General features: G+C 45.3%; 24 protein-coding genes. 17 read left to right on the top strand and 7 right to left on the bottom strand.

The annotated features are described in order from the left end of the window. Positions 1 to 180: 180 nt before the first annotated feature. The 5 genes from AC4E8D_RS26520 to AC4E8D_RS26500 all read left to right on the top strand — a co-directional run bounded on the left by AC4E8D_RS26520 (position 181) and on the right by AC4E8D_RS26500 (position 5,719). Entirely contained in the window at positions 181 to 1,527 is a 1,347-nt protein-coding gene (locus tag AC4E8D_RS26520; protein ID WP_124118119.1) for a cytochrome ubiquinol oxidase subunit I, read from the top strand. Continuing rightward, positions 1,524 to 2,558 (top strand): cytochrome d ubiquinol oxidase subunit II, encoded by a 1,035-nt coding sequence (locus AC4E8D_RS26515; protein WP_490205384.1) that lies wholly within the window; start codon positions 1,524 to 1,526, stop codon positions 2,556 to 2,558. Before AC4E8D_RS26520 ends, AC4E8D_RS26515 begins: the two co-directional genes overlap by 4 nt. A gap of 32 nt (positions 2,559 to 2,590) precedes the next feature. Continuing rightward, on the top strand, positions 2,591 to 2,764 hold the full coding sequence (gene cydS / locus AC4E8D_RS26510; RefSeq protein ID WP_490205383.1) for a cytochrome bd oxidase small subunit CydS family protein: 174 nt from the start codon (positions 2,591 to 2,593) through the stop codon (positions 2,762 to 2,764). Between the two features lie 67 nt (positions 2,765 to 2,831). Then, positions 2,832 to 3,878 carry an MBL fold metallo-hydrolase gene (locus tag AC4E8D_RS26505; protein WP_221820792.1) on the top strand — a complete coding sequence of 349 codons (1,047 nt, stop codon included), beginning with the start codon at positions 2,832 to 2,834 and terminating at the stop codon, positions 3,876 to 3,878. Between the two features lie 215 nt (positions 3,879 to 4,093). Beyond that, entirely contained in the window at positions 4,094 to 5,719 is a 1,626-nt protein-coding gene (locus AC4E8D_RS26500) for an ABC-F family ATP-binding cassette domain-containing protein (RefSeq protein ID WP_062836460.1), read from the top strand. Between the two features lie 114 nt (positions 5,720 to 5,833). Here the strand turns inward: AC4E8D_RS26500 and AC4E8D_RS26495 are convergent, their stop codons facing one another. After that, positions 5,834 to 6,022, bottom strand: a complete 189-nt coding sequence (locus AC4E8D_RS26495) for a hypothetical protein (RefSeq protein ID WP_221820794.1) — start codon at positions 6,020 to 6,022, stop codon at positions 5,834 to 5,836. A 290-nt stretch (positions 6,023 to 6,312) separates the two neighbouring features. On the opposite strand from AC4E8D_RS26495, the gene AC4E8D_RS26490 reads away from it, so the two are divergent. Then, complete coding sequence (locus tag AC4E8D_RS26490) at positions 6,313 to 7,200, top strand: cation diffusion facilitator family transporter (RefSeq protein ID WP_237178240.1); 888 nt, start codon at positions 6,313 to 6,315, stop codon at positions 7,198 to 7,200. 91 nt (positions 7,201 to 7,291) lie between these two features. Here AC4E8D_RS26490 and AC4E8D_RS26485 read toward each other — a convergent pair whose 3' ends face one another. Together AC4E8D_RS26485 and AC4E8D_RS26480 are read right to left on the bottom strand one after the other, a co-directional pair. Continuing rightward, complete coding sequence (locus tag AC4E8D_RS26485; protein WP_221820797.1) at positions 7,292 to 7,759, bottom strand: hypothetical protein; 468 nt, start codon at positions 7,757 to 7,759, stop codon at positions 7,292 to 7,294. A 371-nt stretch (positions 7,760 to 8,130) separates the two neighbouring features. Next, positions 8,131 to 8,295, bottom strand: a complete 165-nt coding sequence (locus AC4E8D_RS26480) for a DUF1328 domain-containing protein (protein WP_017692264.1) — start codon at positions 8,293 to 8,295, stop codon at positions 8,131 to 8,133. A 219-nt stretch (positions 8,296 to 8,514) separates the two neighbouring features. Between AC4E8D_RS26480 and AC4E8D_RS26475 the strand changes: the two genes are divergently transcribed. The 11 genes from AC4E8D_RS26475 (at position 8,515) to AC4E8D_RS26425 (ending at position 20,967) form a co-directional block, all read left to right on the top strand. Beyond that, a complete protein-coding gene (locus AC4E8D_RS26475) occupies positions 8,515 to 9,024 on the top strand; it encodes a DUF948 domain-containing protein (protein WP_076212664.1) in 510 nt (169 codons plus the stop codon). Between the two features lie 68 nt (positions 9,025 to 9,092). Continuing rightward, positions 9,093 to 9,626, top strand: coding sequence for a hypothetical protein (locus AC4E8D_RS26470; RefSeq protein WP_221820798.1), 534 nt, complete (start codon positions 9,093 to 9,095; stop codon positions 9,624 to 9,626). A 94-nt stretch (positions 9,627 to 9,720) separates the two neighbouring features. Next, entirely contained in the window at positions 9,721 to 10,065 is a 345-nt protein-coding gene (locus AC4E8D_RS26465) for a YflT domain-containing protein (protein ID WP_076212661.1), read from the top strand. Between the two features lie 533 nt (positions 10,066 to 10,598). Further along, positions 10,599 to 11,768, top strand: a complete 1,170-nt coding sequence (locus tag AC4E8D_RS26460) for a PP2C family protein-serine/threonine phosphatase (protein WP_221820800.1) — start codon at positions 10,599 to 10,601, stop codon at positions 11,766 to 11,768. After that, on the top strand, positions 11,765 to 15,490 hold the full coding sequence (locus AC4E8D_RS26455) for a response regulator (protein ID WP_221820802.1): 3,726 nt from the start codon (positions 11,765 to 11,767) through the stop codon (positions 15,488 to 15,490). The genes AC4E8D_RS26460 and AC4E8D_RS26455 overlap by 4 nt, the downstream gene beginning before the upstream one ends. Positions 15,491 to 15,576: 86 nt before the next feature. After that, positions 15,577 to 16,449 (top strand): CheR family methyltransferase, encoded by an 873-nt coding sequence (locus AC4E8D_RS26450; protein ID WP_074096446.1) that lies wholly within the window; start codon positions 15,577 to 15,579, stop codon positions 16,447 to 16,449. 16 nt (positions 16,450 to 16,465) lie between these two features. Further along, positions 16,466 to 18,142 (top strand): response regulator, encoded by a 1,677-nt coding sequence (locus AC4E8D_RS26445; RefSeq protein ID WP_237178245.1) that lies wholly within the window; start codon positions 16,466 to 16,468, stop codon positions 18,140 to 18,142. A gap of 86 nt (positions 18,143 to 18,228) precedes the next feature. Beyond that, positions 18,229 to 18,567, top strand: coding sequence for an STAS domain-containing protein (locus AC4E8D_RS26440; protein ID WP_036606989.1), 339 nt, complete (start codon positions 18,229 to 18,231; stop codon positions 18,565 to 18,567). An 18-nt stretch (positions 18,568 to 18,585) separates the two neighbouring features. Then, positions 18,586 to 19,038: an anti-sigma B factor RsbW gene (gene rsbW, locus AC4E8D_RS26435; RefSeq protein WP_076212654.1), complete on the top strand. Its 453-nt coding sequence runs from the start codon at positions 18,586 to 18,588 to the stop codon at positions 19,036 to 19,038. After that, positions 19,035 to 19,808 (top strand): sigma-70 family RNA polymerase sigma factor, encoded by a 774-nt coding sequence (locus AC4E8D_RS26430; RefSeq protein WP_047841571.1) that lies wholly within the window; start codon positions 19,035 to 19,037, stop codon positions 19,806 to 19,808. Before rsbW ends, AC4E8D_RS26430 begins: the two co-directional genes overlap by 4 nt. A 130-nt stretch (positions 19,809 to 19,938) precedes the next feature. Then, positions 19,939 to 20,967: a magnesium transporter CorA family protein gene (locus tag AC4E8D_RS26425; RefSeq protein WP_423804658.1), complete on the top strand. Its 1,029-nt coding sequence runs from the start codon at positions 19,939 to 19,941 to the stop codon at positions 20,965 to 20,967. Between the two features lie 17 nt (positions 20,968 to 20,984). Here AC4E8D_RS26425 and AC4E8D_RS26420 read toward each other — a convergent pair whose 3' ends face one another. The 4 genes from AC4E8D_RS26420 to AC4E8D_RS26405 form a co-directional block, all read right to left on the bottom strand. Then, entirely contained in the window at positions 20,985 to 21,350 is a 366-nt protein-coding gene (locus AC4E8D_RS26420) for a DUF5665 domain-containing protein (RefSeq protein WP_237178247.1), read from the bottom strand. Between the two features lie 84 nt (positions 21,351 to 21,434). After that, positions 21,435 to 21,842 (bottom strand): YtxH domain-containing protein, encoded by a 408-nt coding sequence (locus tag AC4E8D_RS26415; protein ID WP_076212649.1) that lies wholly within the window; start codon positions 21,840 to 21,842, stop codon positions 21,435 to 21,437. A gap of 64 nt (positions 21,843 to 21,906) precedes the next feature. Continuing rightward, complete coding sequence (locus AC4E8D_RS26410) at positions 21,907 to 22,164, bottom strand: GlsB/YeaQ/YmgE family stress response membrane protein (protein WP_490205382.1); 258 nt, start codon at positions 22,162 to 22,164, stop codon at positions 21,907 to 21,909. Positions 22,165 to 22,298: 134 nt separating this feature from the next. Then, a complete protein-coding gene (locus tag AC4E8D_RS26405) occupies positions 22,299 to 23,000 on the bottom strand; it encodes a phosphatase PAP2 family protein (RefSeq protein ID WP_490205381.1) in 702 nt (233 codons plus the stop codon). Positions 23,001 to 23,134: the final 134 nt, after the last annotated feature.

Genomic DNA, 23,134 nt, shown 5'->3' with positions numbered 1-23,134 from the left:
ACGGCAGGTATATGTTCCGTAAACAAGAGAAAACACTCATTATCGTCTGTCTGGTTGCAGCTGTGGTTGTGCTGTATGCCGTTGTGAAGAGCATCATCCGAATCATGAGTTATTGAGATACACGTTCAAGCAGAATAACTGCTGTCGTACATAACGATTATGTGAAAGAGGAGTGTAACCATGTCATCCCTGGACCCTGTTTTGCTCAGCCGGATACTAACCGGTCTTACCCTGTTTGTGCACATTATTTTTGCCTCTATTGGTGTAGGCGTGCCACTTATGATTGCCTTGGCCGAGTGGCGAGGACTACGAACCAATGATATGCATTACACCTTGCTGGCACGCCGGTGGGCGCGAGGTTTTGTCATCACCGTTGCTGTTGGTGTCGTTACAGGCACCTCGATCGGATTACAGCTCAGTCTGTTGTGGCCGATGTTTATGCGGGTAGCGGGTCAGGCAATCGCCCTGCCGCTGTTCATGGAGACGTTTGCCTTTTTTATAGAGGCGATCTTTCTTGGAATTTACCTCTATACGTGGGATCGTTTCAAAAAGAAATATACGCATATGCTGCTGTTGATTCCGGTAGCTCTCGGCTCATCTGCATCTGCGATCTTCATTACAACGGTGAACTCCTTCATGAACCAGCCTCAGGGATTCACCCTGATTAATGGCATTATGAAGGACATTCATCCGATTGCTGCCATGTTGAATCCGGCAACGCCAACCAAAGTGTCCCATGTACTCGCCTCATCCTACACCTTGAGTGCAGGTATCCTGGCGGGGATAGCCGCCTTCAGTTTGCTTCGGGGACGGGATCATGTGTATTACAAAAAAGCACTGAAACTCACGACGGTATCTGCACTCGTATTTGCCATCAGTACCGTCATGATCGGTGATTCCTCCGGTAAATTCCTGGCGAAATATCAGCCGGAGAAGCTGGCTGCCGCAGAATGGCATTTCAAGACGATGAAAGAGGCACCGCTCGTCTATGGGGGGATTTTGGATGAGAACAATGAGGTGAAATATGCGATTGAGATTCCCTATGCGCTTAGCATTTTGGCAGGTAATCGTCCCGATACGGAAGTGAAAGGTCTCGAAGAGTATCCTGCGGATCTGAGGCCACCATTGTCTATTCACTATATGTTCGACCTGAAGGTCACAACCGGAGTGATCATCCTGATGATTCCTGTGTTATATGTACTGCGTCGGTGGTTACCAGGGCGCAAGCCATATCCCAAATGGCTGCTGCTCGGCATTGTCTTGCTGGGGCCTCTGGCCATGATTGCCATCGAGCTGGGGTGGATGTTCGCCGAAGTTGGCAGGCAGCCTTGGATCTTACGCGGATATATGAAGGTGGCGGAAGCAGCCACGACGTCAACTTCGGTTGGATGGATGTTAGTGTTGTTCATCTTGCTGTATCTGATCCTGTGTTTCTCGTGCATTCGGGTACTCAGCAAGCTGTTCCGCAACAAGGAAGCAGAGAAGGAACTGGAGTCTCTGGGGCTTGAAGGAGGGATCGTGCATTGAGTTTCGAAATTGCAGGCATCGCAATATTGTGGACGTTTTTGTTCGGTTACCTGATCGTTGCTTCAATTGATTTTGGCGCCGGGTTTTTCAGCTTTTACAGCATATTGACCGGACACGAGAACAAAATTCATAACATCATTCAGCGCTATCTGTCTCCCGTGTGGGAAGTGACGAATGTGTTTTTGATCTTTTTTGTGGTTGGACTGGTCGGATTTTATCCGGATAGCGCCTTTTATTACGGGACAGCTCTGCTGGTGCCGGGTTCCTTGGCCATTGTACTACTTGCAATCCGGGGCGTATATTACGCCTACAATACCTATGGTAACCATGGGCAGAACAGCCGGATCTACATGGCATTGTACGGGGCGACGGGATTGCTGATTCCGGCGGTATTTTCCACCATTTTGGCGATATCCGAAGGCGGGATCATTGAGCAGGTGGGCGATCAGGTGTTTTTTCGCTGGCGTGAATTTTTGACGAATCCCTATACCTGGTCGGTTGTTTTGCTTGCACTGGTCAGTGTGCTGTACATCTCGGCGATGTTTCTATCTTATTATGCGAAGCGGGCAGGGGATGAGCCGGCATATGAGGTGCTTCGAGAGTACGCGCTCCTATGGAGTTTGCCTACCATTTTTGCAAGTTTTCTGGCTTTTCTGCAGATTAACAAACAGAATCCCGCACACTTTGAGCAGATGGTGAATATTTCGTGGATGTTTATCGCTTCGTTTATTTGTTTTGTCATTGCCGTGTCGCTGGTGTGGAAAAGTAAATATCTGGGTTGGTGTTTTGTCGCTGTCATGCTTCAGTTTGCCTTTGCCTGGTATGGTTACGGGCGATCCCACCTTCCGTACATTCTGTATCCTTACATCAATATTTACGACAGCTTTACGAATCGGACGATGGGGATTGCACTTATTACAGCGTTTAGTCTGGGGCTACTCATGCTCATTCCTTCGCTTGTGCTGATTATGAAGTTGTTCTTGTTTAATGCGAATTATGTGCGCGGTAATTCTGGTAAAAAGAAAGGATGAGTCTGTCCATGCACCCAAACATGTTCTTACTCATGACTCCCTTGCTGAATCCACTATCTACTGAGGGAGTCACGGGGATACCCGGTATAACCGGATTGAGCTTTTTTGAGACATTCACCATTATGTACGCCCCTCCACTGATCATAGCGGCTGCTATTGTCTTTCTGTTTGTATATCTGGCCGTATATAAGAACCCAAAGGATTGATTGGTACGTCCATTCCCGTTTGGGGTAATCTCTTGTTAAGAAATGAGGAAGGGAGGAGGGCCCTTTCATGCCGAAAATCCGTTATAACAATATCGATAATGTAAGTACGGACAAAACGCTGAAGGAATTCAAACAATGGAGGGAGCAGCGGCGGAGCAAAGTGAAGGACTACTCCTACACCGTGCCCAAACACCCGCCTGAACTGGATTATCTGCATGCCAACCGGGATGACACAAGTATTACCTGGATTGGTCACTCCACGTTTTTCATTCAATATTATGGATTGAACATCGTGACTGACCCGGTGTGGGCCGAAAAAATGGGATTTCAACGAAGGCTCGGTGCCCCCGGCATTCCGATTCAGGATATTCCACCGTTGGATGTCATTCTGATATCTCATTCCCACTATGATCATCTGCATCTCGCTTCCTTGCGTAAGCTGATTACAGCCAAGACATTGCTGATCGTACCCGATGGTCTGAAACGCAAGATGATTCGCAAAGGATTCCATCGATGCCAGGAGATGAAGTGGTGGGATCATATGACACTTGGCGGAGTCAAAATAACTTTTGTCCCTGCACAGCACTGGACGCGCCGAACATTGTTTGATACCAATACGTCCCATTGGGGCGGTTATGTATTGGAATTGAACCATCCGGCAACGACTTCAGCAGCGGAAAGTGCTGCAACAACGAGCAATCAGGATGAATCATCCACGGAATCAGGGAAGAACGAAACATCCAAAACATCAGACGGTCCGCCTGTGTTGTATTTTGTGGGTGATACAGGTTACTTCCAGGGTTTCAAAACGATTGGAGAACGCTTTGACATTGGTGTTACCCTCATGCCCATCGGTGCCTACGATCCGGAGTGGTTCATGACTTCTCAACATGTGACACCCGAAGAAGCGCTGCAGGGGTTCGTTGAATCCGGTTCACAGCTCATGGTGCCCATGCATTACGGCACATTCAAGCTGGCGGATGATACGCCCAAGGAAGCGCTGGATCGGCTGGAAGTTGAACGTGAACGGCTAGGCATTGGCAAAGAGCGGATTCGGGTGCTTGGTCATGGCGAGACACTCCGCATTCACCACGAGGAAGGCAAACAGGGCTAACAAAAAAGAGTCAAATATGTTAATGTAGGGATATGCCTGCATGAACAGTGTATTTACCAAATCTTTAATAAGTAAAAAGCGGCCAATTTTCGAATTTGCCGCTTTTTTGTGTTATAATATGGTGCCAGAATAGGCATCGGGATATTGAATCCATGATTTACGCAACTTGCTATTCATGCAGTATGCAGATTAACCAATAAAGGATGGTATGCTTAATGATCAGTACAAGCGGCATCACGCTCCGCTACGGAAAACGTGCACTTTTTGAAGATGTAAATATCAAATTCACACCAGGAAACTGTTACGGCCTCATCGGCGCCAATGGAGCCGGTAAATCAACATTCTTGAAAATTTTGTCCGGTGAAATTGAATCAAACTCGGGAGAGGTGCACATCACCCCGGGCGAACGTATGGCCGTTTTGAAGCAAAACCACTTTGAATATGATGAGTATCCGGTTCTCGAAACGGTAATTATGGGTCATAGTCGTCTCTATGCCATTATGAAAGAAAAAGATACGCTGTATGCCAAAGCGGACTTCACGGAAGAAGATGGCCTGCGTGCAGGTGAACTTGAAGGTGAATTTGCCGAGTTGAATGGCTGGGATGCTGAGCCGGATGCAGCGGCACTCCTGATCGGTCTGGGTATCGACCGTGACATGCACGATAAAAAAATGAATGAACTAAGTGGTAACGAAAAAGTTCGTGTCCTGCTTGCACAAGCATTGTTTGGTCGTCCAAACAACCTGTTGCTCGATGAGCCTACCAACCACTTGGATCTCGAATCCATTCAATGGCTTGAGAACTTCTTGATGGACTATGAAGGTACTGTTATTGTGGTATCCCATGACCGTCACTTCCTGAACAAAGTATGTACACACATTGCGGATATCGACTTTGGTAAAATCCAGCTGTACGTAGGTAACTATGACTTCTGGTACGAATCCAGCCAATTGGCACTTGCGTTGCAACGTGATGCCAACAAGAAAAAAGAAGAGAAGATTAAAGAGCTTCAAGCCTTTATTCAACGTTTCTCGGCGAACGCCTCGAAATCGAAACAGGCAACTTCCCGGAAGAAACAACTCGACAAAATCACGCTGGATGACCTTCGTCCATCGAACCGTAAATATCCGTTTATCAACTTCAAACCTGAGCGTGAAGCTGGTAAACAATTGTTGACCGTAGATCGTATCAGCAAATCCATTGATGGTGTGAACATGCTGAATGATATCAGCTTTGTCGTGAACAAAGGGGATAAAATCGCATTTGTTGGCCCGAACGGGAATGCCAAGTCACTCTTGTTTGATATTCTTATGGGTGAAACGGAGTTGGATAGCGGCGAATATACTTGGGGGGTAACTACAACTCAAGCTTATTTCCCAAAAGACAACTCCAAATATTTTGACGGTGTAGACATGACTCTTGTGGATTGGCTCCGTCAATATTCCAAAGATCAGGATGAAACGTATCTGCGTGGATTCTTGGGACGTATGTTGTTCTCAGGTGAGGAATCCTTGAAAAAGGCAAGTGTACTCTCCGGGGGCGAGAAAGTTCGCTGTATGTTGGCGAAAATGATGCAGACTGGTGCTAACGCATTGATTCTGGATGAGCCTACGAACCACTTGGATCTCGAATCCATTACAGCGCTGAACAATGGTATGATTGATTTTGACGGCACCATGCTGTTCACATCCCATGACCATCAGTTCATTCAAACCATTGCTAACCGGATTATCGAAATTACGCCGAATGGCATCATTGATCGCCAAATGAGCTATGACGAATATCTGGAAAGTGATGAAATCAAAGAACTGCGCAATAAAATGTATCCGGTAGAAGCTTAAACCAAGCATCATCTACGGCACATTATTATAGGAACACCAAAGAACCGCAAGCCTCTGTGAAGAAGGCTTGCGGTTCTTTTTGTAATTCAATGGGTTTCTCTTCGGCTTTAAGACCTAAGATCCACCAGTACGGCGACGTTGGTTGTTAGGCTTCTTGTTGTTTTGACTCTTCATCGCTTTAGGTCCGCCTTCAAAGTAGGCGCTGGATTGGTTACCGAAATTTGCTTGTTCTTTCTTTTGCGCCAGCTTTTGGCGTATAGCATCCTGCAAACTGACCTTTTTCGGTTCGTTATTTTCGCTCATCGTTATTTCCCTCCCGGTCTTACAGTGAGCCGTCCAAATTGGACGGGATGTACCTATTTTATACGTTTTACAAAAGCCCTACAAGGGCAACCTGATAAAATGCTCAAAACCTTTGGTTTTACCCGGGCCAACATTTTTTCTCATTAACTACAGCCCTGCCGTCTGGCAACTTTTTTTCGGCTTGCCTACAGCAATGCAGCTTGGCAACACTGTTTCTGTAGACCCACACGCTCCACATTTGTTAACATGGAAAAACCGTAATACGAAACGTTAAAGGGGTGTCGCCCGGTTTGAACGCTTATGAAGAAATTCGAAAAGGGGAGCGAGGGGCTTGGGTTAGTATTGCAGCCTATCTCGTCTTGTCCGCTTTTAAGCTGATCTGTGGATATTTATTTGCTTCCAGCGCCTTGCTGGCCGATGGTTTTAATAACCTTACGGATATTGTGGCATCCGTTGCTGTATTGATCGGGCTTCGGATCTCCCAGAAACCACCTGATTCGGATCATGCCTATGGTCATTTTAGAGCGGAGACGGTTGCTGCCTTGGTGGCTTCGTTTATTATGGCTATGGTTGGGCTGCAAGTATTGGTTGAAGCCGTTCGCTCCTGGTATGAAGGAGCCTTTGTTGCTCCAAATCTGTGGGCGGCAGCGGTGGCTGTAGTCTGTGCCGTTGTGATGTTAGGTGTATATCGTTACAATCACCGTCTGGCTAAACAAATTAATAGTCAGGCTCTGATGGCTGCGGCGAAAGATAATCGTTCGGATGCCTGGGTCAGCATAGGCGCTGCAATTGGAATTATAGGTGCGCAGTTCGGACTTCCATGGCTGGATAAAGTAGCTGCCATTGCTGTAGGTCTGTTGATCTGCAAGACGGCTTGGGAGATTTTCCGGGATTCTACACATCGTCTTACGGATGGATTTGACCAGAAGGAACTGACGGATCTCAGATCCTCCGTAGCACGCGTTCCCGGTGTTGAGATGATCAAGGATGTGAAGGCGCGTGTGCATGGCAGTCATGTACTTGTGGATGTAGTCATTGAAGTGGACGGAGGCCTAAGCTTGATTGAAGGCCATCAGATCTGTGACCGTGTTGAAGAGCGGTTGAAGCGATCGCATAACATCATGCATGTACATGTTCATGTGGAACCAAAGACGGAAGAAGTCACAAGGAACTCATGAACAGGGAGTGAACATCTTGGAAAATCAAAAGAGGACAGCCGCGATTGTGCGTGCTGTCCTCTTTACTTATCATTAGAACGATTATACGATGTTATTGAATGGCAACGTGGATCCACGCTTTGCCTTTCCACGTGTATACTTGTACCCACTCGCCGCCATCGAATCCATCAACAACTTCACCTGTTGTATCGATGACTTGGGAGCCTAATGCACCGATTGGCTTACCGTTAGGTGCATCATAGAACCAAGTGCGCTCCAGAAGGTTCAGCAACATCGTTGGTGCCAGTACTTCATCGCCTGGTTTTACGAGTGGCTCTTCAAACATTTTGTCATCTGTGCCGTAGGTTGCCCCAGTTACCGTCTCAGCTTTACCTTCTACTGTATTCACAGCAGGTTTGTTCACTTCAACAGCTGGAGTTGTTGTGGTCGTTGTCGTTGTTGTAGCTTCTGTTCCTTTTTCCGGATTCACCGTTCCAGTAACCGCTTCCTCAGCACCCGCAGCAGCAGCCATCGAACCCATCAACGTTAAAGCAGCGGCAAAACTTACGATTTTTTTCATTTTGTTTTTCCTCCTCGGTAGGTATGTAAAATGTTGTCCTGATTACAAGTAACCAAGCAAGCACCCTTATGAATCACAAATTATAACAATATTTTCTTGCATTCTCCAGTGTCAACTGGCTCATATGTGGGTATATAGCAAGCCTGTAAATATCATACTTCGGTGGGATAAAACCGGGTTGGCTATCTCAAAAAGGTCCTGATTTTTTGTGATTCATACGAGAGCGGATTGGAATAAAGCAGAAGGGAGTGCAATACATAGTATAGAAAAGTTGACCTATGCCTGAACGCACAAAAGCCAATCGGCTTGGTAGCACGATCGGCTTTTGTATGTATTCGTTTAGTAACACTCAGTCATATCAGAACCTGAGGTTATCGCATTCGGCTGCGTCCCGTAATCAGGGAGATTACGAACAGTACAACAAAGATGAAGAAGAGTACTTTCGCGATTGAAGCAGCTGCTTCAACAATACCGAAGAATCCAAAAATACCTGCTACCAGTGCAATAATTAGAAATAATACAGACCATTTCAACATAAGTATTCATCCTTTCGTTACTTGATTGTGCAGTGAGTTGTGTTCACCTCACCGCCTTGTGTAGTCTAACTTTAACCGAGTGCTAACCGCTTGAAACATTGGTTTTTTTTCCAAGCGAAGGCATATATGAAGGGATATATAATATTGTTTCGTCCGGGAAATCGCCGGGTAACTATAGCAATAACAAACTGATGCACATATGGAAAGAGAGGTTCTTCTATGATCTATCAAATTAGCGTGGCCCTGATTGCAGTGGCATTTGCAGTACTGGTATTCTTTTTAATTCGTACCTTGAAATCCGCTCAGGGTTCTCTGGACAATGTCTCACAGACATTGCAGGAGGTACAGAAAACCATTGATGAACTTAGTTATGAAGTGAAGCAGACGGTAAGACATGCCAATGATATTACGGTGGATGTACAGCACAAAATGAAAAAAATTGATCCTGTTATGGAATCTGTTGAGAATCTGGGTGAAGTGTTGAATGAAGTGACGGCAGCAGCCAAACAAGTCTCCACAACGCTGATGGCGAAATTTCAGACCAAACGTAACAACGCTGAACAGACCAAGCATGCTGAATCGGTTCATGTAACTGCACCGCCTGCTACATCAACGGATCGTACCCTGCAATCCTATGAAGCTACATATAATGGTGAAGCTAAGGGCGGGAAAAACTGGATGAAGTATATTGATCTTGCAGCGAATGTATGGCAACGGATGCGCAAGTAACATGACCGCTTTGTAACCCATGAAGAAGCCTTCAGAGCGGTGATGAACCTGATGAAAGGGTGAGAATCATGATGAAACTACTGCTTGTGATGTTTAGCGTAATTTCTCCCTTTTCCGTTCAACCGGCAGCGGTACCCGCTGCTCACGATATGCAATGGACGGCAATGGAAGAGAAGGCGTCAGAGGTAACTCTGGCTGTTAATCGATCCGAGACTTTCCAGCATTTTCGGACTCTGAATGGTATTTCTTTGGATGACACTATGGATGATTTGTTGGCCAAGAAGGGCCAACCGGGGCATAAACAGGAAGATCCTTATCTGGGGTGTCCTGAATATCACTTTCATGATGTGAAGGTTGGCTTGTGTGAAGATACGGATGTCATTCAATATGTGCATATCGATGCATCTGAGAATCACATCATGTTAAACGGAAAGAGAATTGAGATGAATATTGAAGCGTTCCATCATGCTCTTGGGAAACCTTATTATGTGGCAGAGGACGGAGAAGTGTTTCTCCGTGGAGACCAGGCTCTGAAAGTATATATGAAGTCAGGATCTCAGCAGATTGAAGGCATTGATCTTTTTGATGATACAGTTTCCTAGGATTGGTTATTACCGAATCGTTTCAACCCCATATAGTATGGTTATATACTAAGTAGCGCGATACAGAAGATTAAATCAGAGGAGAGTGGAAACGATGAATTCAACCAATGAGCAAGCTTATGCAAAAGTGGTAGAAAACGGAGTCCAGGCGGTAGAAGCGGTGAAAGAATTGCAGATTACCGGATACCTTCCTGATCAAATCTTTGTTCTCGCCCATGAGAAGGATCGTACAGATCGAATTGCCGATACAGCAGATGCCAAAGAAATTGGCATTAAGGAAGAAGGAGTATTTGATTCCTTGGCGAATCTGTTCCGCTCACGTGGTGATGAACTCCGGGCCAAAATTGTTTCGATGGGCTTTACCGAAGCCGAAGCGGACTTCTATGAGAGTGAACTCGACAAAGGTAAAGTACTCGTTATTGCTAAAAAGAAAGATTAACCCGATATACTTGCAAGTTGAAGTTTGCTGAACATGGACAAGCTTCTGAATCATTTATGTAAAATGCTTAATCAAAAACATAGATAAGGAATGGGGCTTTCCCCATTCCTTATCTATGTTTTTGCAAGTTTGGAAGCGGGATCAGGACGCTGCAAAAACAGGGTAACGAGCGGGGGTTTTCCCCTGCGATGGTGCCATTTACTGATAAAGGATGTTCATAAAGTCCGCTTTTGATTACGAAGGATGCCTATCGGCATCATCAGCATCGAATATGGAATTCAGCCGAAATGTCCGTTGCTCACGTAGTTTTCCCTACGCTCCGCTACTCCATTTCTAGCTTTATCCCATCTTCTCGGTACTGAAAACAGGTCTTTTTGAACACGTATTAATAGAAGTTTTTTGTTTTTACGATTATAGTTATACTAGGAATTATTATGTCTACTGCCGTTTTGTATGCAAAATTTGTATAATCAACGTTCGTTTTAACTTAATAAGAATCGACAAACCCGGACGCCACAGATAAGGAGATATCAATGAGAATACTTATTGTTGACGACAATCCGACGAATGTCATTATCATTCGAGAAATTCTGAAAAAAGAAAACTATCGTGACATTGCAACGGCGAGTTCCGCCATGGAAATGTTTGAAGTGTTGGGAATTGGGGAGGAAAGCAACGAACTTCGTCCAAAACCGTCGGATATTGACCTGATTTTGCTAGATATGATGATGCCCGAGATGGACGGCATCGAAGCCTGCAGTATTGTGCAGAAATTTGAGAATCTGAAGGATATACCGATTATTATGGTGACTGCCATCGGGGACTCCAAGAAACTTGCCGAAGCATTGGATGCAGGTGCATCTGACTATGTGACCAAACCGATTAATAAAGTCGAACTGATGGCCAGAATTCGACTCGCACTTCGTCTGAAACAGGAGAAGGATTGGCATAAAGAGCGTGATCAACGTATTCAGGATGAGCTCAAGTTGGCAGCGATGGTCCAAAATGCTGTTTTAAGTCCGGCAATTAGGGACCCGCTGTTCCAAGTGCATGCCATCTATAAACCATCCTTTGAGCTTGCGGGTGATCTGTATTCTTGGTACCCCCTTGGGGAAGGCCGTTACGGAGTACTGCTGCTCGACATGATGGGACACGGGATATCTTCATCCCTGTTTACCATGTTTATCGCTTCTGTGTTGAAAGATACGGTTACCACTTATGTGGATCCAGAGAAGGTCATTCAGGAGTTGAACCGTCGTTTTAACCAGCTCCATCTGGAAAAACAATTGGTGCAGTATTATTTCACGGCCATTTATCTGGTCGTTGATACACGGATGAAGCGCATTGATTATGTTAATGCAGGGCATCCACCTGCTTTATTTTTCCGAAACGACGGCAGTGTCACCACATTTGACAGTGTCTGCTGTCCTGTTGGTTTATTTGACAAAATGGATATTGAACCACAAACGATCCATTACGAGGGTGACGGGCATATTGCACTCTATACGGATGGATTATTGGAAGCTGTTCAGGGCGGGCAGGAAGAACAACATGAATTCCTGATTGAAAAACTGACCGGGTCACATCAGTGGAATGAAGCTGCCATGCAGGCCATGTTTTTTGATGACGAAATTCCCCAGGAGCGGGATGATGATAAATGTCTGGTCTGGATTACTTTGGATAAAGGGGCGGGGGATGAATGAAGATCAGGAATAAACTGCTGATTGGTTTTACCGCTCTGATGGCCATTTTGATCGTGCTCACGTTTGTGAGTTATGAACGGCTGAACAGCAGTAATCAACAGATAGATCAGATGTATCAGGAACGTTATCTCAAAGTAAGATTCACTTCTGCTGCACGCGGAGAGGTTAATGACATCGCTAAAGTGCTGGCTAACTTGTTATTGAATCCAAACAACTCGACTGCAGCAGCAGACGCTGACCTGAAGGAGATGAAGGATCGAGGCGATCGCAACCTCGTTGAAGTAAGAGACCGAGCAGACAGTGCACCTGAACATCAACTGGTGGATCGTGTGAATACTGCGTGGACGGCTTATACCTCCTATGCAACGAGACAGATCAACCTGATGTCCCAAAGCAGGGTAGAAGATGCGAATAACTACCGCAATTCAACAGGACTTGCGGTGCAAAAAGAAGCTGTGGATAGTTTGAATGCTCTGTCCCGTTATCAGGACCAAGAGATTGATGCCGAGATCAAGAACGCTAATGCAGCGTATACGAGAGCTGTACAGATCACGATAAGTATCATGATTGCAGGGTTGTTGCTTGCATTGGGTGTCATTATGTGGGTGCTGCCGAGTATTACACGGGGGCTGAACACTGTATCTATGATGATTACCAGCTTTGGTAAAGGGCGTTACCGAACCATTCGGCGCATTCAGGTCAAATCCAAGGATGAAATTGGTCAGATTGCCAGTGTGTTCAAAGATGTATCCAATGATCTGGAAGAAAAACTGGAAATCGAGAAGGCTTATGTACAGGCTCAGCAGGATCAAAACTGGATGAGTTCAAACATCGCAAGAGTCCCGGAGCTGCTTCGGGGGATTGGCTCCATTCGCCAAATTTCACAGATGTTTATCAGTGAGTTCACACCTGTGCTTGGCGCTCAGTTGGGTGTCGTCTATCTGATCGATGAGGAGAAACATCCCGACGAATTGAGACGTTACGGTGCATACGCATTTGAAGAGAACGAAGATGTTGGTAAAGAAATGTATCGCATCGGTGAAGGCCTGATTGGTCAAGCCGCGCTGGATATGACACCGATTATTCTGGAAAATACGCCTGAAGATTACGTGCATATTGGTTCAGCTTCAGGCTCAACACGTGCTGCGGGTATCATGATCTATCCTGTCGTGTTTGAGGATGAACTGATTGGTGTAGTTGAAGTGGCTTCCTTTGAAGGTTTCAATGAACTTCACAAGCAGTTGTTCACACAACTGATTATGAACCTGGGCGTAATTTTGAACAACGTTCGACGTCGTTTGCGTGTGGAGGAGCTGCTGCGTGAATCCCAGGCACTGACTGAGGAACTGCAGGTTCAATCGGAAGAATTGCAGACACAGCAAGAAGAACTTCGTCGTTCCAATGAGAATCTGGAGGAGCAGACAGAGGCACTTAAACGTTCCGAGGAATTGCTGCAGCGTCAGCAGGAAGAACTGGAGCATTTCAATACGGAACTCATTGCCAAGACGCGGGCGCTTGAAGAGCAGGTACGTGAAGTTGAAGAGAAGAATGACGAAATTGAGAAAACGAAGACACAGTTGGAACAGCAAGCTACACAGCTGTCGATGACAAGCAAGTACAAGTCCGAATTTTTAGCGAATATGTCACATGAACTCCGTACACCATTGAACAGTCTGCTCATTTTGTCCCAGTTATTGTCGGAGAACAAGGGTGGAAATCTGACTGACAAACAGCAGGAATATGCGCAAACCATCTACATGTCGGGCGCGGATCTGCTGAAGATGATTGATGAGATTCTGGATCTGTCCAAGGTGGATGCAGGCAAGATGGATATCAATTATGAGACAGTTCGAATGGAAGAGCTGACCAGCTTTGTTCAGCAGAACTTTGGACCGATGGCGAATAAAAAGGAACTGAACTTGAATATCGATTTCGACAGCGATCTACCGGAATGGGTGTACACCGACAGTCATCGCGTGAAACAGATTTTACGGAATTTGTTGTCGAACGCATTTAAGTTTACCAATCGAGGTTCGGTTAGTCTGATTGGACGACGGATGAAACCGGAAGAGCTGCCGGGTTATATGAACACCAATCAGGAATATCTCGGATTCAGTGTGAAAGATACGGGCATTGGCATTCCATCGGACAAGACGGATCTGATCTTTGAAGCGTTCCAGCAAGTAGACGGGACCACAAGTCGGAAATACGGTGGAACTGGCCTGGGATTGTCCATTAGCAGGGAACTGGCACGTTTGCTTGGTGGCGCAATACAGGTGGAATCATCCGAAGGGGAAGGTAGCTGCTTTACCTTGTACCTGCCGGATAATCATGAAGAGGAAGCCTTGGCAGAGGAAGGTGCTTCAAGAGAAGCGGCTGTTTCCTCAGAGGATCTTTATGAACAGTCCATCGAAGCACGGACCATGTTTTCAAGTCATCAGTCCATTCTCTCTCCTGATCCGGAGCGTAGCGTGGGTACAGATCTGTCTCCTACCCATACTCCAGATGTCACACAGATCGAAGATGATCGGGAGAATATCATGGAGAGTGACAAAATCCTCCTCATCATTGAGGATGATGTGAACTTTGCACATATTTTGATGGATATGGCGAGAGGAAGAGGCTTCAAAGCACTTGTTGCCCTTCAAGGTGATAAAGGACTTGAAATGGCACGTCAATATCTGCCGGATGCCATTATCCTGGATATTCAATTGCCGGTGATGGATGGTTGGACCATTCTGGGCGAGCTGAAGAGCAGTTCGGCAACACGCCACATTCCGGTTCATGTGATTTCAGTCATTGATGATATGAAGCAAGGTCTGATGATGGGCGCCATTGCGTATCTGAAAAAACCTTCGAGCAAGGATTCACTGGATAAAGCATTCTCGCATATCAAATCATATACCGAGAATCAATTGAAACGACTGTTGATCGTCGAAGATGATGAAATTCAGCGTAAAGCCATTATTGAATTGATTGGTCATGATGATGTTGCAATCACCGCTGTATCGACAGGTAGTGAGGCTTTGAATGAATTACACAGCCAGCGTTATGACTGTATGGTACTTGATCTGATGTTAACGGATATGACCGGGTTTGAGTTGCTTGACCAGATTCGCGATGATGAATATCTGAACGATCTGCCGATTATAATTTATACAGGCAAAGAACTGGATTCCAAGGAAGAAATGAAGCTGCGCAAATATGCGGAATCCATCATTATCAAAGATGTGAAGTCACCGGAACGTTTGCTGGATGAAACTACATTGTTCCTGCATCGGGTAGAAGCCAATTTGCCGGAAGACAAGCGTCGAATCTTGCAGAAACTACACAACAAGGAAACGTTGTTTGAAGGCAAGAAAATATTGCTTGTAGATGACGATATTCGTAACGTATTTGCCCTTTCAAGTGTTCTTGAAGGCTATCGGATGGATGTGACGTTTGCTGAGAACGGACGAGAGGCTTTGGAGATTTTGGACAAAAATCCGGAATTTGATCTGGTACTGATGGATATGATGATGCCAGAGATGGACGGTTATGAAGCGATGACACGAATCAGACAGATCCCGCAGTTTGAAAAGTTGCCGATTATTGCGCTTACGGCCAAAGCCATGAAAGAGGATCGCGGCAAATGTATTGAGGCCGGAGCATCTGATTATGTGAAAAAACCGATCCAGACAGATCAATTGTTATCCTTAATGCGCGTTTGGCTGTATTCGTAAGTTCATTATTCGTATGTTCATTGTTTGGGTAATGAAAGACAATACAACGAATACGCAAGTAACAAATGAAGAAGTGGAGAGAACTTATGACACCGTGGGAACCTACCGAGACGGGGGCAGATTTGGTCCGTATGCCGCAAGATGAAGAGCGCGAGCTGATCGAGATTGAGTTGCTGCTGGAAGGCATGCACCGTTTATATGGATATGATTTTAGAAACTATGCACTGCCATCCCTGAAACGAAGAATCTGGCATCATGCACATGCTGAAGGTGTTAAGAGCATATCCGGCTTACAGGAACGTGTTCTTCATGACCGTTCCGCGTTTGACCGTTTTGTACAGAACTTATCCATCCCTGTAACGGAAATGTTTCGAGATCCTTCGCTTTTCCGAATGTTTCGGGAGCAGATTATTCCTATCCTGAGAACCTATCCGTATATCCGAATATGGCATGCGGGATGCTCTACGGGAGAGGAAGTTTATTCCATGGCCATCATGTTGCATGAGGAAGGACTGTATGACAAGGCGAGAATCTACGCAACGGATATGAATGATCGCTCTTTGCAACAGGCCAAAGAAGGCGTATACGGTATTGAAAAAATGAAACTATTTACTACAAATTATTTGGAGGCAGGGGGTACCAGAGCCTTCTCCGAGTACTATACAGCGAAATACAATTCGGTGATATTTCATCCCTTTCTACGGAAGAACATCATTTTCGCCGAGCACAACCTGGCAACGGATCGGTCATTTAACGAGTTTAATGTTATCTTTTGCCGTAATGTCATGATTTATTTTAATGATGAACTGCGGAACCATGTGCATGGGCTGTTTCATGAGAGCTTGAGCCACTTTGGTATTCTGGTTCTGGGGTCGAAAGAATCGATACATTTTACAGAGTTCAGTGATACCTATGAGCCGTTAGACCGGACCGAAAAAATATACCGGAAGATCAAATAGGGGGTTAGGGTTAGCCATGGGGCTCAATGAACCAATCCACATATTATTGGTAGATGACCGCCCTGAGAACTTGCTTGCTCTTGAAGCAGTTCTGGAATCGGAACAATATAAACTCGTTAAGGCAACTTCCGGAGAAGAGGCACTCCGCTGTCTGCTAAAAGACGAATTTGCGGTTATCGTTCTCGATGTGCAGATGCCTGGAATGGACGGAATTGAGACAGCAAAGTTAATTAAGGCACGGGACAAGTCCAAGGATGTGCCGATTATATTCATCTCTGCCAATAGCAGAGAAGCGGAGCACTTGTTTGCCGGATATTCAGCCGGGGCCATTGATTACATGGTTAAACCATTTATTCCTCAGATTTTGAAATCCAAAATCGAGGGCTTTGTAGAGATGTTTATCACCAATAAACGTTTGAAGACACAGACCATGCTTCTTCACCAGAAGACACAGGAACTGGAGAAGATGAACCAACAACTCATTCAGGCCAAGGAAGAAGCGGAAATTGCAGCCAATGCAAAGACCGAGTTCCTGGCAATGATGAGTCATGAGATTCGTACACCGATGAACGGAGTTATCGGCATGGTTGATCTGCTGATGGAAACGGAACTGAGGGAAGACCAGAAGGAATATGCAGATATCGTTCGTCGCAGCGCAGATGCACTTGTCACGGTCATCAACGACATTCTTGATTTTACTAAGATGGAATCCGGCAAAATGGAACTTGAAGAGCATCCTTTTGAAATTGTCTCCTGTATTCGGGAAGTGCTGGGATTGTTTGCTGCAGAAGCAGGCAAAAAGAACCTGGAACTGGATTATTTCCTGGAAGATTCTGTCCCTGAATTAATCTATGGAGATATGGCAAGGCTCCGTCAGGTTCTCTTGAATCTTATTGCAAATGCGATCAAATTTACCGATCAGGGTGGAGTGTATCTGATCGTGTCAGTTAAGGAAGAAAAGGATGGACAAATGGCATTGGAGTTTGCCGTTAAAGACACTGGGATAGGTATCGCTTCAGACAAAGTGGATCGCCTGTTCCAGCCGTTTTCCCAGTTGGATACATCCATGACACGTAAATACGGTGGAACTGGCTTAGGACTGGCAATATGCAAGACTCTGGTTGAAATGATGGGTGGACAGATCTACCTGGATACAACAGAGCAACGGGGAGCAACGTTTGTATTCACAATTCAGGCGAAACGTTATGTAGAAACTGAACTGGTCCAGAGGAACGGGGAAGAGAAACCAACGGATGTGAAAAATGAGAATAAATATCCTACGGTATTAATCGTGGATGATCATCCTATTAACCAGAAGTTGATGGCGATTATGCTCGGTAAGCTTGGGTTGCTCTCAGACATTGCTGAAGATGGGCAGAGCGCACTCGATATGGTAAACGGCAGCCGTTATCCCTATGACTATGTGTTTATGGATCTGCAGATGCCTGTTATGGACGGTTTGGAATGTACACGACGGATTCGAGAGAGCCTGTCCCAGTCTAATCAGCCAATCATTATAGCGATGACTGCTAACGTGATGGAAGGTATTCAGCAACGCTGTATTGCTGCCGGCATGGATGATTATATTAGTAAACCGGTAAAAATGGGCAATGTAAAACAAAAAATAGCCCAGTTTCAGAAACAACGACAAATGTTAGACCCAGGTCCCTCAGCCATGAATCAGGCCAATTGAAACATTTTCCAAACTCCTTTCTGTTTCACTTGTGCTGAAGTTGGGTTATTAGGTAAGGAAACCATTGATCAGGAGAGAGATGTCTAATGAATACAAATAAAAATGAAAAATTCAATGCAAGAACTGAAACTCAGGACGGCGTGTGCACGGTGTATCTGACTGGCGAACTGGATTTGTCGGTTGCTCCTGACTTCCGCTTGGTGATGGAGCCGCTCGTGGATAACAAGGAACAGGATCTTGTGATTAACATGAAAGAATTGAAGTATATCGATAGTACAGGGATTGGTATCCTGTTATCTGTTTTGAAGGCAAGACATGGAATGGAAGCTCGCTTTGAAGTACAGGAAGTTCCTGCGCAGATTCAGAAACTTTTTGACATGACGGGCATCGCCAAATTCTTTGTCACACAGAAGAATTCCCAATAGGAAAGGATCGAAAAAGGAATGAATGCAGAAGTTCAAAGAGTCACCCTTAATTTACCGGCGACAGCTGATTACGTTGATATTGTAAGACTTAATCTTTATGGAGTAGCATCCAAAATGGGATTTTCTTATGAAGACATTGAGGATATGAAAGTTGCTGTATCCGAGGCCTGTAATAACTCTGTACTGTATGCCTACTCACACGAAGGTGGCATGGTTGAAGTTGTATTCGAAGTGGAAGGCGAAACATTGTCCATTACTGTCAAGGACGAAGGTGCCAGCTTCGAGAACATGAATCCTGCTGTGTCACGTGCTGGTCTTCACGACAAAGAACTGACAGAAGCACAGATTGGCGGACTTGGGTTCTACCTGATGCAAGCCTTGATGGACGATGTCAGTGTGGAAAGTGAGACGGGCAAAGGTACGAAAGTAGTACTCGTAAAACGTCTTGCAAGAAGTGAGGAGAAAGTATGAATGAAAAAGTGACTCCCCCAGAGTCCATGTCTGAAGCTATAGGTTTGATCTGGGAATACCAGCAGACCCAAGATAATGAAATTGCAACAGTTCTCATCCGTAAATATGAACCAATGGTTAAGATGGCAGCAGGTAAAATCGCTCGGAATCGCCCCGATCTATACGAAGATTTGTATCAGACCGGGCAGATGGCCTTGATTCGATTGCTTAAGCAATACGATATCAACCTAGGTATTCCGTTTGAACCTTATGCCATGAAGAGTATGATCGGTCATATGAAGAACTACTTGCGTGACAAATCCTGGTATATTCAGGTGCCCCGGAGGATTAAGGAAAAGGGAGCCCTTGTGCAACATGCCATTGATGAGTTAACCGTCAAGTTGGAGCGCTCACCCGGTGTGAACGAAATTGCTGAATACCTTGATTTGACTGCAGAAGAGACGATTGAAGTTCTGGCTGGTCGGGAATGTTACCATTATGTATCACTGGATTCTCCTTTATCTCAGGATGACAGTGCAGCAACATTGGGAGAACTGATCAGTGCAGATGTTAATGACTATGATTCGGTCGAAAAACGGATGGACTTGCAACAGGCATTGGGACAATTGAAGGAACAAGAGCAGCAGGTACTTATTCTAGCATTCCAGGATGGCCAATCTCAGCGGGCAATTGCCCAGAAGCTTGGTGTTTCACAGATGAGTGTATCTCGGATTCAGAAGCGAGCTACAGAGAAATTGAAACAGATCATGTCTAATGCTTCAATGTTATGAAAAATGGAACCCAAATGTTTTTGAGTACGGCATAGAGAAGGACACGTAATTCCATTGGAATACATACGTGTCCTTTTTGGGATTAAAAAGGTTGTATGCAATAAACATATGTGCAGGAGTGGATATTGTGATTGTGAACCAAATCAAGCTGGAAGCCCGTCGCGACAAGTTATCTTGCTCAGACCATTGGCAATGGTGGGATTGGGTTGCACCTGATACGGATAGCATGAAAAATGCCTTGGAGGAGCTGACAGAGTCATTTCCCGATATGCAGTATTGGCTCGATAAAATTCCGGAAGTGGAGTCGAATTATCTGTCCGTCCGTTTCGTGAATGGTACTGAGCCCGTCATATTTGGCTCCTTGTTGTATGCGATTAAAAATGAGAGAGATGACAAAAGAAAAGATAATCAGATGTTCTTTTATGTCGATCGCACCAACCTAGTTACCTTGAATATGGATGAAAATACAAGAGGTATTATGAAGACAGATGAACGTGCAAATATGTTGCAACAATGTACAGTGGCGAGGGATGGCATGTTCGTACTTTTTCGAGCAATACTGCATTACTATCATGTGGGTATGGATCACTTTGAGGTGAACCTGCGTGATCTGGAACGGAAGATGGAGTCTCGTAATGCACGTACCTTGATGGACCAGATTCTCGCTGCCCGATTTGAATTGTTATACTGGAGCAATCTGTTTATCCCGTACTCGGAACTCATGGCCGCTGCCCATGAAGCTTACCTGAGTGAGATGAAAGACAATCGCTTCTTTCTACAGCTTCAATATCGTGTGGAACGTATGGAGCGTCTGTTCAATCATTACGAGAAAGAGATCGATACGTTGATTTCCATTGATAATGCGATCTCAGGAGTTCGTGGGAATGAGATTATGAAGACGCTAACCATAGTTACCGCTGTGTTCATACCTGCCACGGCAGCTGGCGCGATATGGGGGATGAACTTTGAGAACCTGCCCTTTATCGACAAATCATGGGGAGTTGTACTGGTCCTTGTCGTTATTATCTTAAGCATGATCAGCATGTATGTATGGCTGATGATGAAAGGATGGACAGGAGACCTGCTCAAAGTGAAGTCTTCACAGCCTTCCGCTGAAGAGATCGAGAAAAAAGGAGCAACTGAAACGCGTAGGGGATAGCCTATTGGCTAGTCCTCTTAGTTTTTGTAATCTTCAATGTAACCCAGTAAATCAGCAATGTATTGTCCAACAATCGGCATATTGACGAATTGACTGAGAATGAACGCCAGCAAACCCAGAACAACAAAGGTACCTACAGTTAGGCCGAGTCCTCTTGCCATTCCTGCTGTAAAGTTAGTAATGATCCGCTTCTTGGGACTGCTGTAATTCTCAATAATATCCTTGATCTGTGCTCTCTCCAGACTGTCCGCAATCTGGTCCAGACGGGTGTTCAATCGTTTTACCTCATGACGCAATTCAAAAGGATGCTCGCTTGTATCATACTGCTGTGTCGGTGTTCCTCCCGTAATTGGAGTATTACCATTGATTGTAACTTTACTCATATTATTCGTCCTCCTCAACTCGCATTGGATAAAAAATAGCCAGCTGAAGTGCAGCTGGCTATTGGTCTCTCGATCTGTATCGCCTTACAGGCTGGTCGAGTTAAGTTCTTTACGTGCATCTTCCTTCGCTTCAACGGAAGCGGCAGCCACTTCATCAGATGCACGGGATGCTTCGTTAGCCACATCAGCGGACGCTTTTCTCACAGAGTCCATTACATCATTGCGGCCTTGATTTACCGTTTTTGCAATGTCGGAAGTTTTGGAAGAGACCGTTTTAGCCAGTTCAGTTGCTTTGTCACTTACAACAGTTGCCACTTCTTTGGTGCGGTCAGTAACGATGCCCACTTTCTCGGAAAGGTCACCACGCAATTCACGTCCCGGTTTAGGCGCAAAGAGTAGTGCTGCTGCAGCTCCCAGCAAACCCCCAATGAAAATACCTTTTGCGAAAGTTGAACCCGTCTGTACAGGATATTGCTCTTCTGCTTTATTCATGTCTAATCACTCCTTCTTCAAATTAAGAAACAAATACGAAACAACGAACACCTTGTTGCCCGAATCAGGCAGCCTGTCTTAGCAGTCTGGACACAAGCCCCAGCAAGAAAACAAAGAGCGCTGTACCAATGATGGCAGGGGTGATAGCAAAGTTGCCGATAACTGGTCCCCAGTTACCAAGCAAAAGTGCTCCCAGCCAGGCTCCGGCAAATCCGGCAATCATTGCACCGATTATGCCTCCAGGCATGTTGTGACCGGCAAGTGCATCTCCGATCAAACCGATGATGACAGCCATCACAATGCTGATAATGATGCCCCACATAACAACCGCCTCCTTTAAACTTGATGTAGGATGTTGTCTGTTCGCGTTTGCTTACTTCGTATATAAACCCCGTGCAACCCTGTGAAACAATAAAGATCAGGATGAATGAACTGGAAATCAGAGGAATTCATTCTTTAGCGGCTTTGTTTAATGCCTTTAACCATGCAGAAGATCCATGCCAATCCAGCAGTAAATCCAGTAAATACATCGGTAGGATAATGAACGCCCAACATGATCCGGCTGAGACCAATCAAGAAAATAAAACTGATACCACATAGAACAGGAAGCCACACACTAGAAGAGTTATGTCGCTGTCGTTCAATGGCCCAGATTACAAAGAGCATGCCGTAGAAGCCCATGGAGATCATGGCATGTCCGCTGGGAAAGCTGTACCCGTGAACGACCAGCAGATGATCCAGTTCCGGTCTGCTTCGTCTGAAAAATTCCTTCAATAACGTGTTCAGAACCCACATCATGGCAAAACTTCCTGTGAGCGCATATCCATATATAACAAACCTTGGACTGCGTTGTATGAAGAAAAGAAGAGCAAAACCTCCTGCAGCCACAGCAGAGATTTTGAATGAGCCCAGTGCGGTTATGAATGCAGTGTAAGGGAACAGATGAAGACGTGAATCTGAATTCAGATAAAATAATTGCTGAATTTGATCATCCAGACGAATAATAACATCAGCACCCAACCAGGCACCCAGACCTGCCAGAATGAATACGACCGATGCGCTGAGGGCCAGACCAGCCAAACCCCAGTTGAGGAGTGGACGTAATAACGTACCGGAAGTTGAACTGAATGAGGCTGATGAATACGTTTTGCGGGGCATAATGAGTTTCTCCTTCAGTTATGGTAGTAGATGAACATAGATGATAAAGCTATACCCGAAATGCCTGTCGAAAAAACTGTAAAAACGTCGCTTTTGTACTATACTATTTAAGATATCCCATGCGGCGTCGTGAC

Source organism: Paenibacillus sp. SRL342, assembly GCF_984798905.1.
The sequence above is the reverse complement of the archived record's forward strand: the minus strand, read 5'-3'. Positions and strand labels throughout refer to the sequence as shown.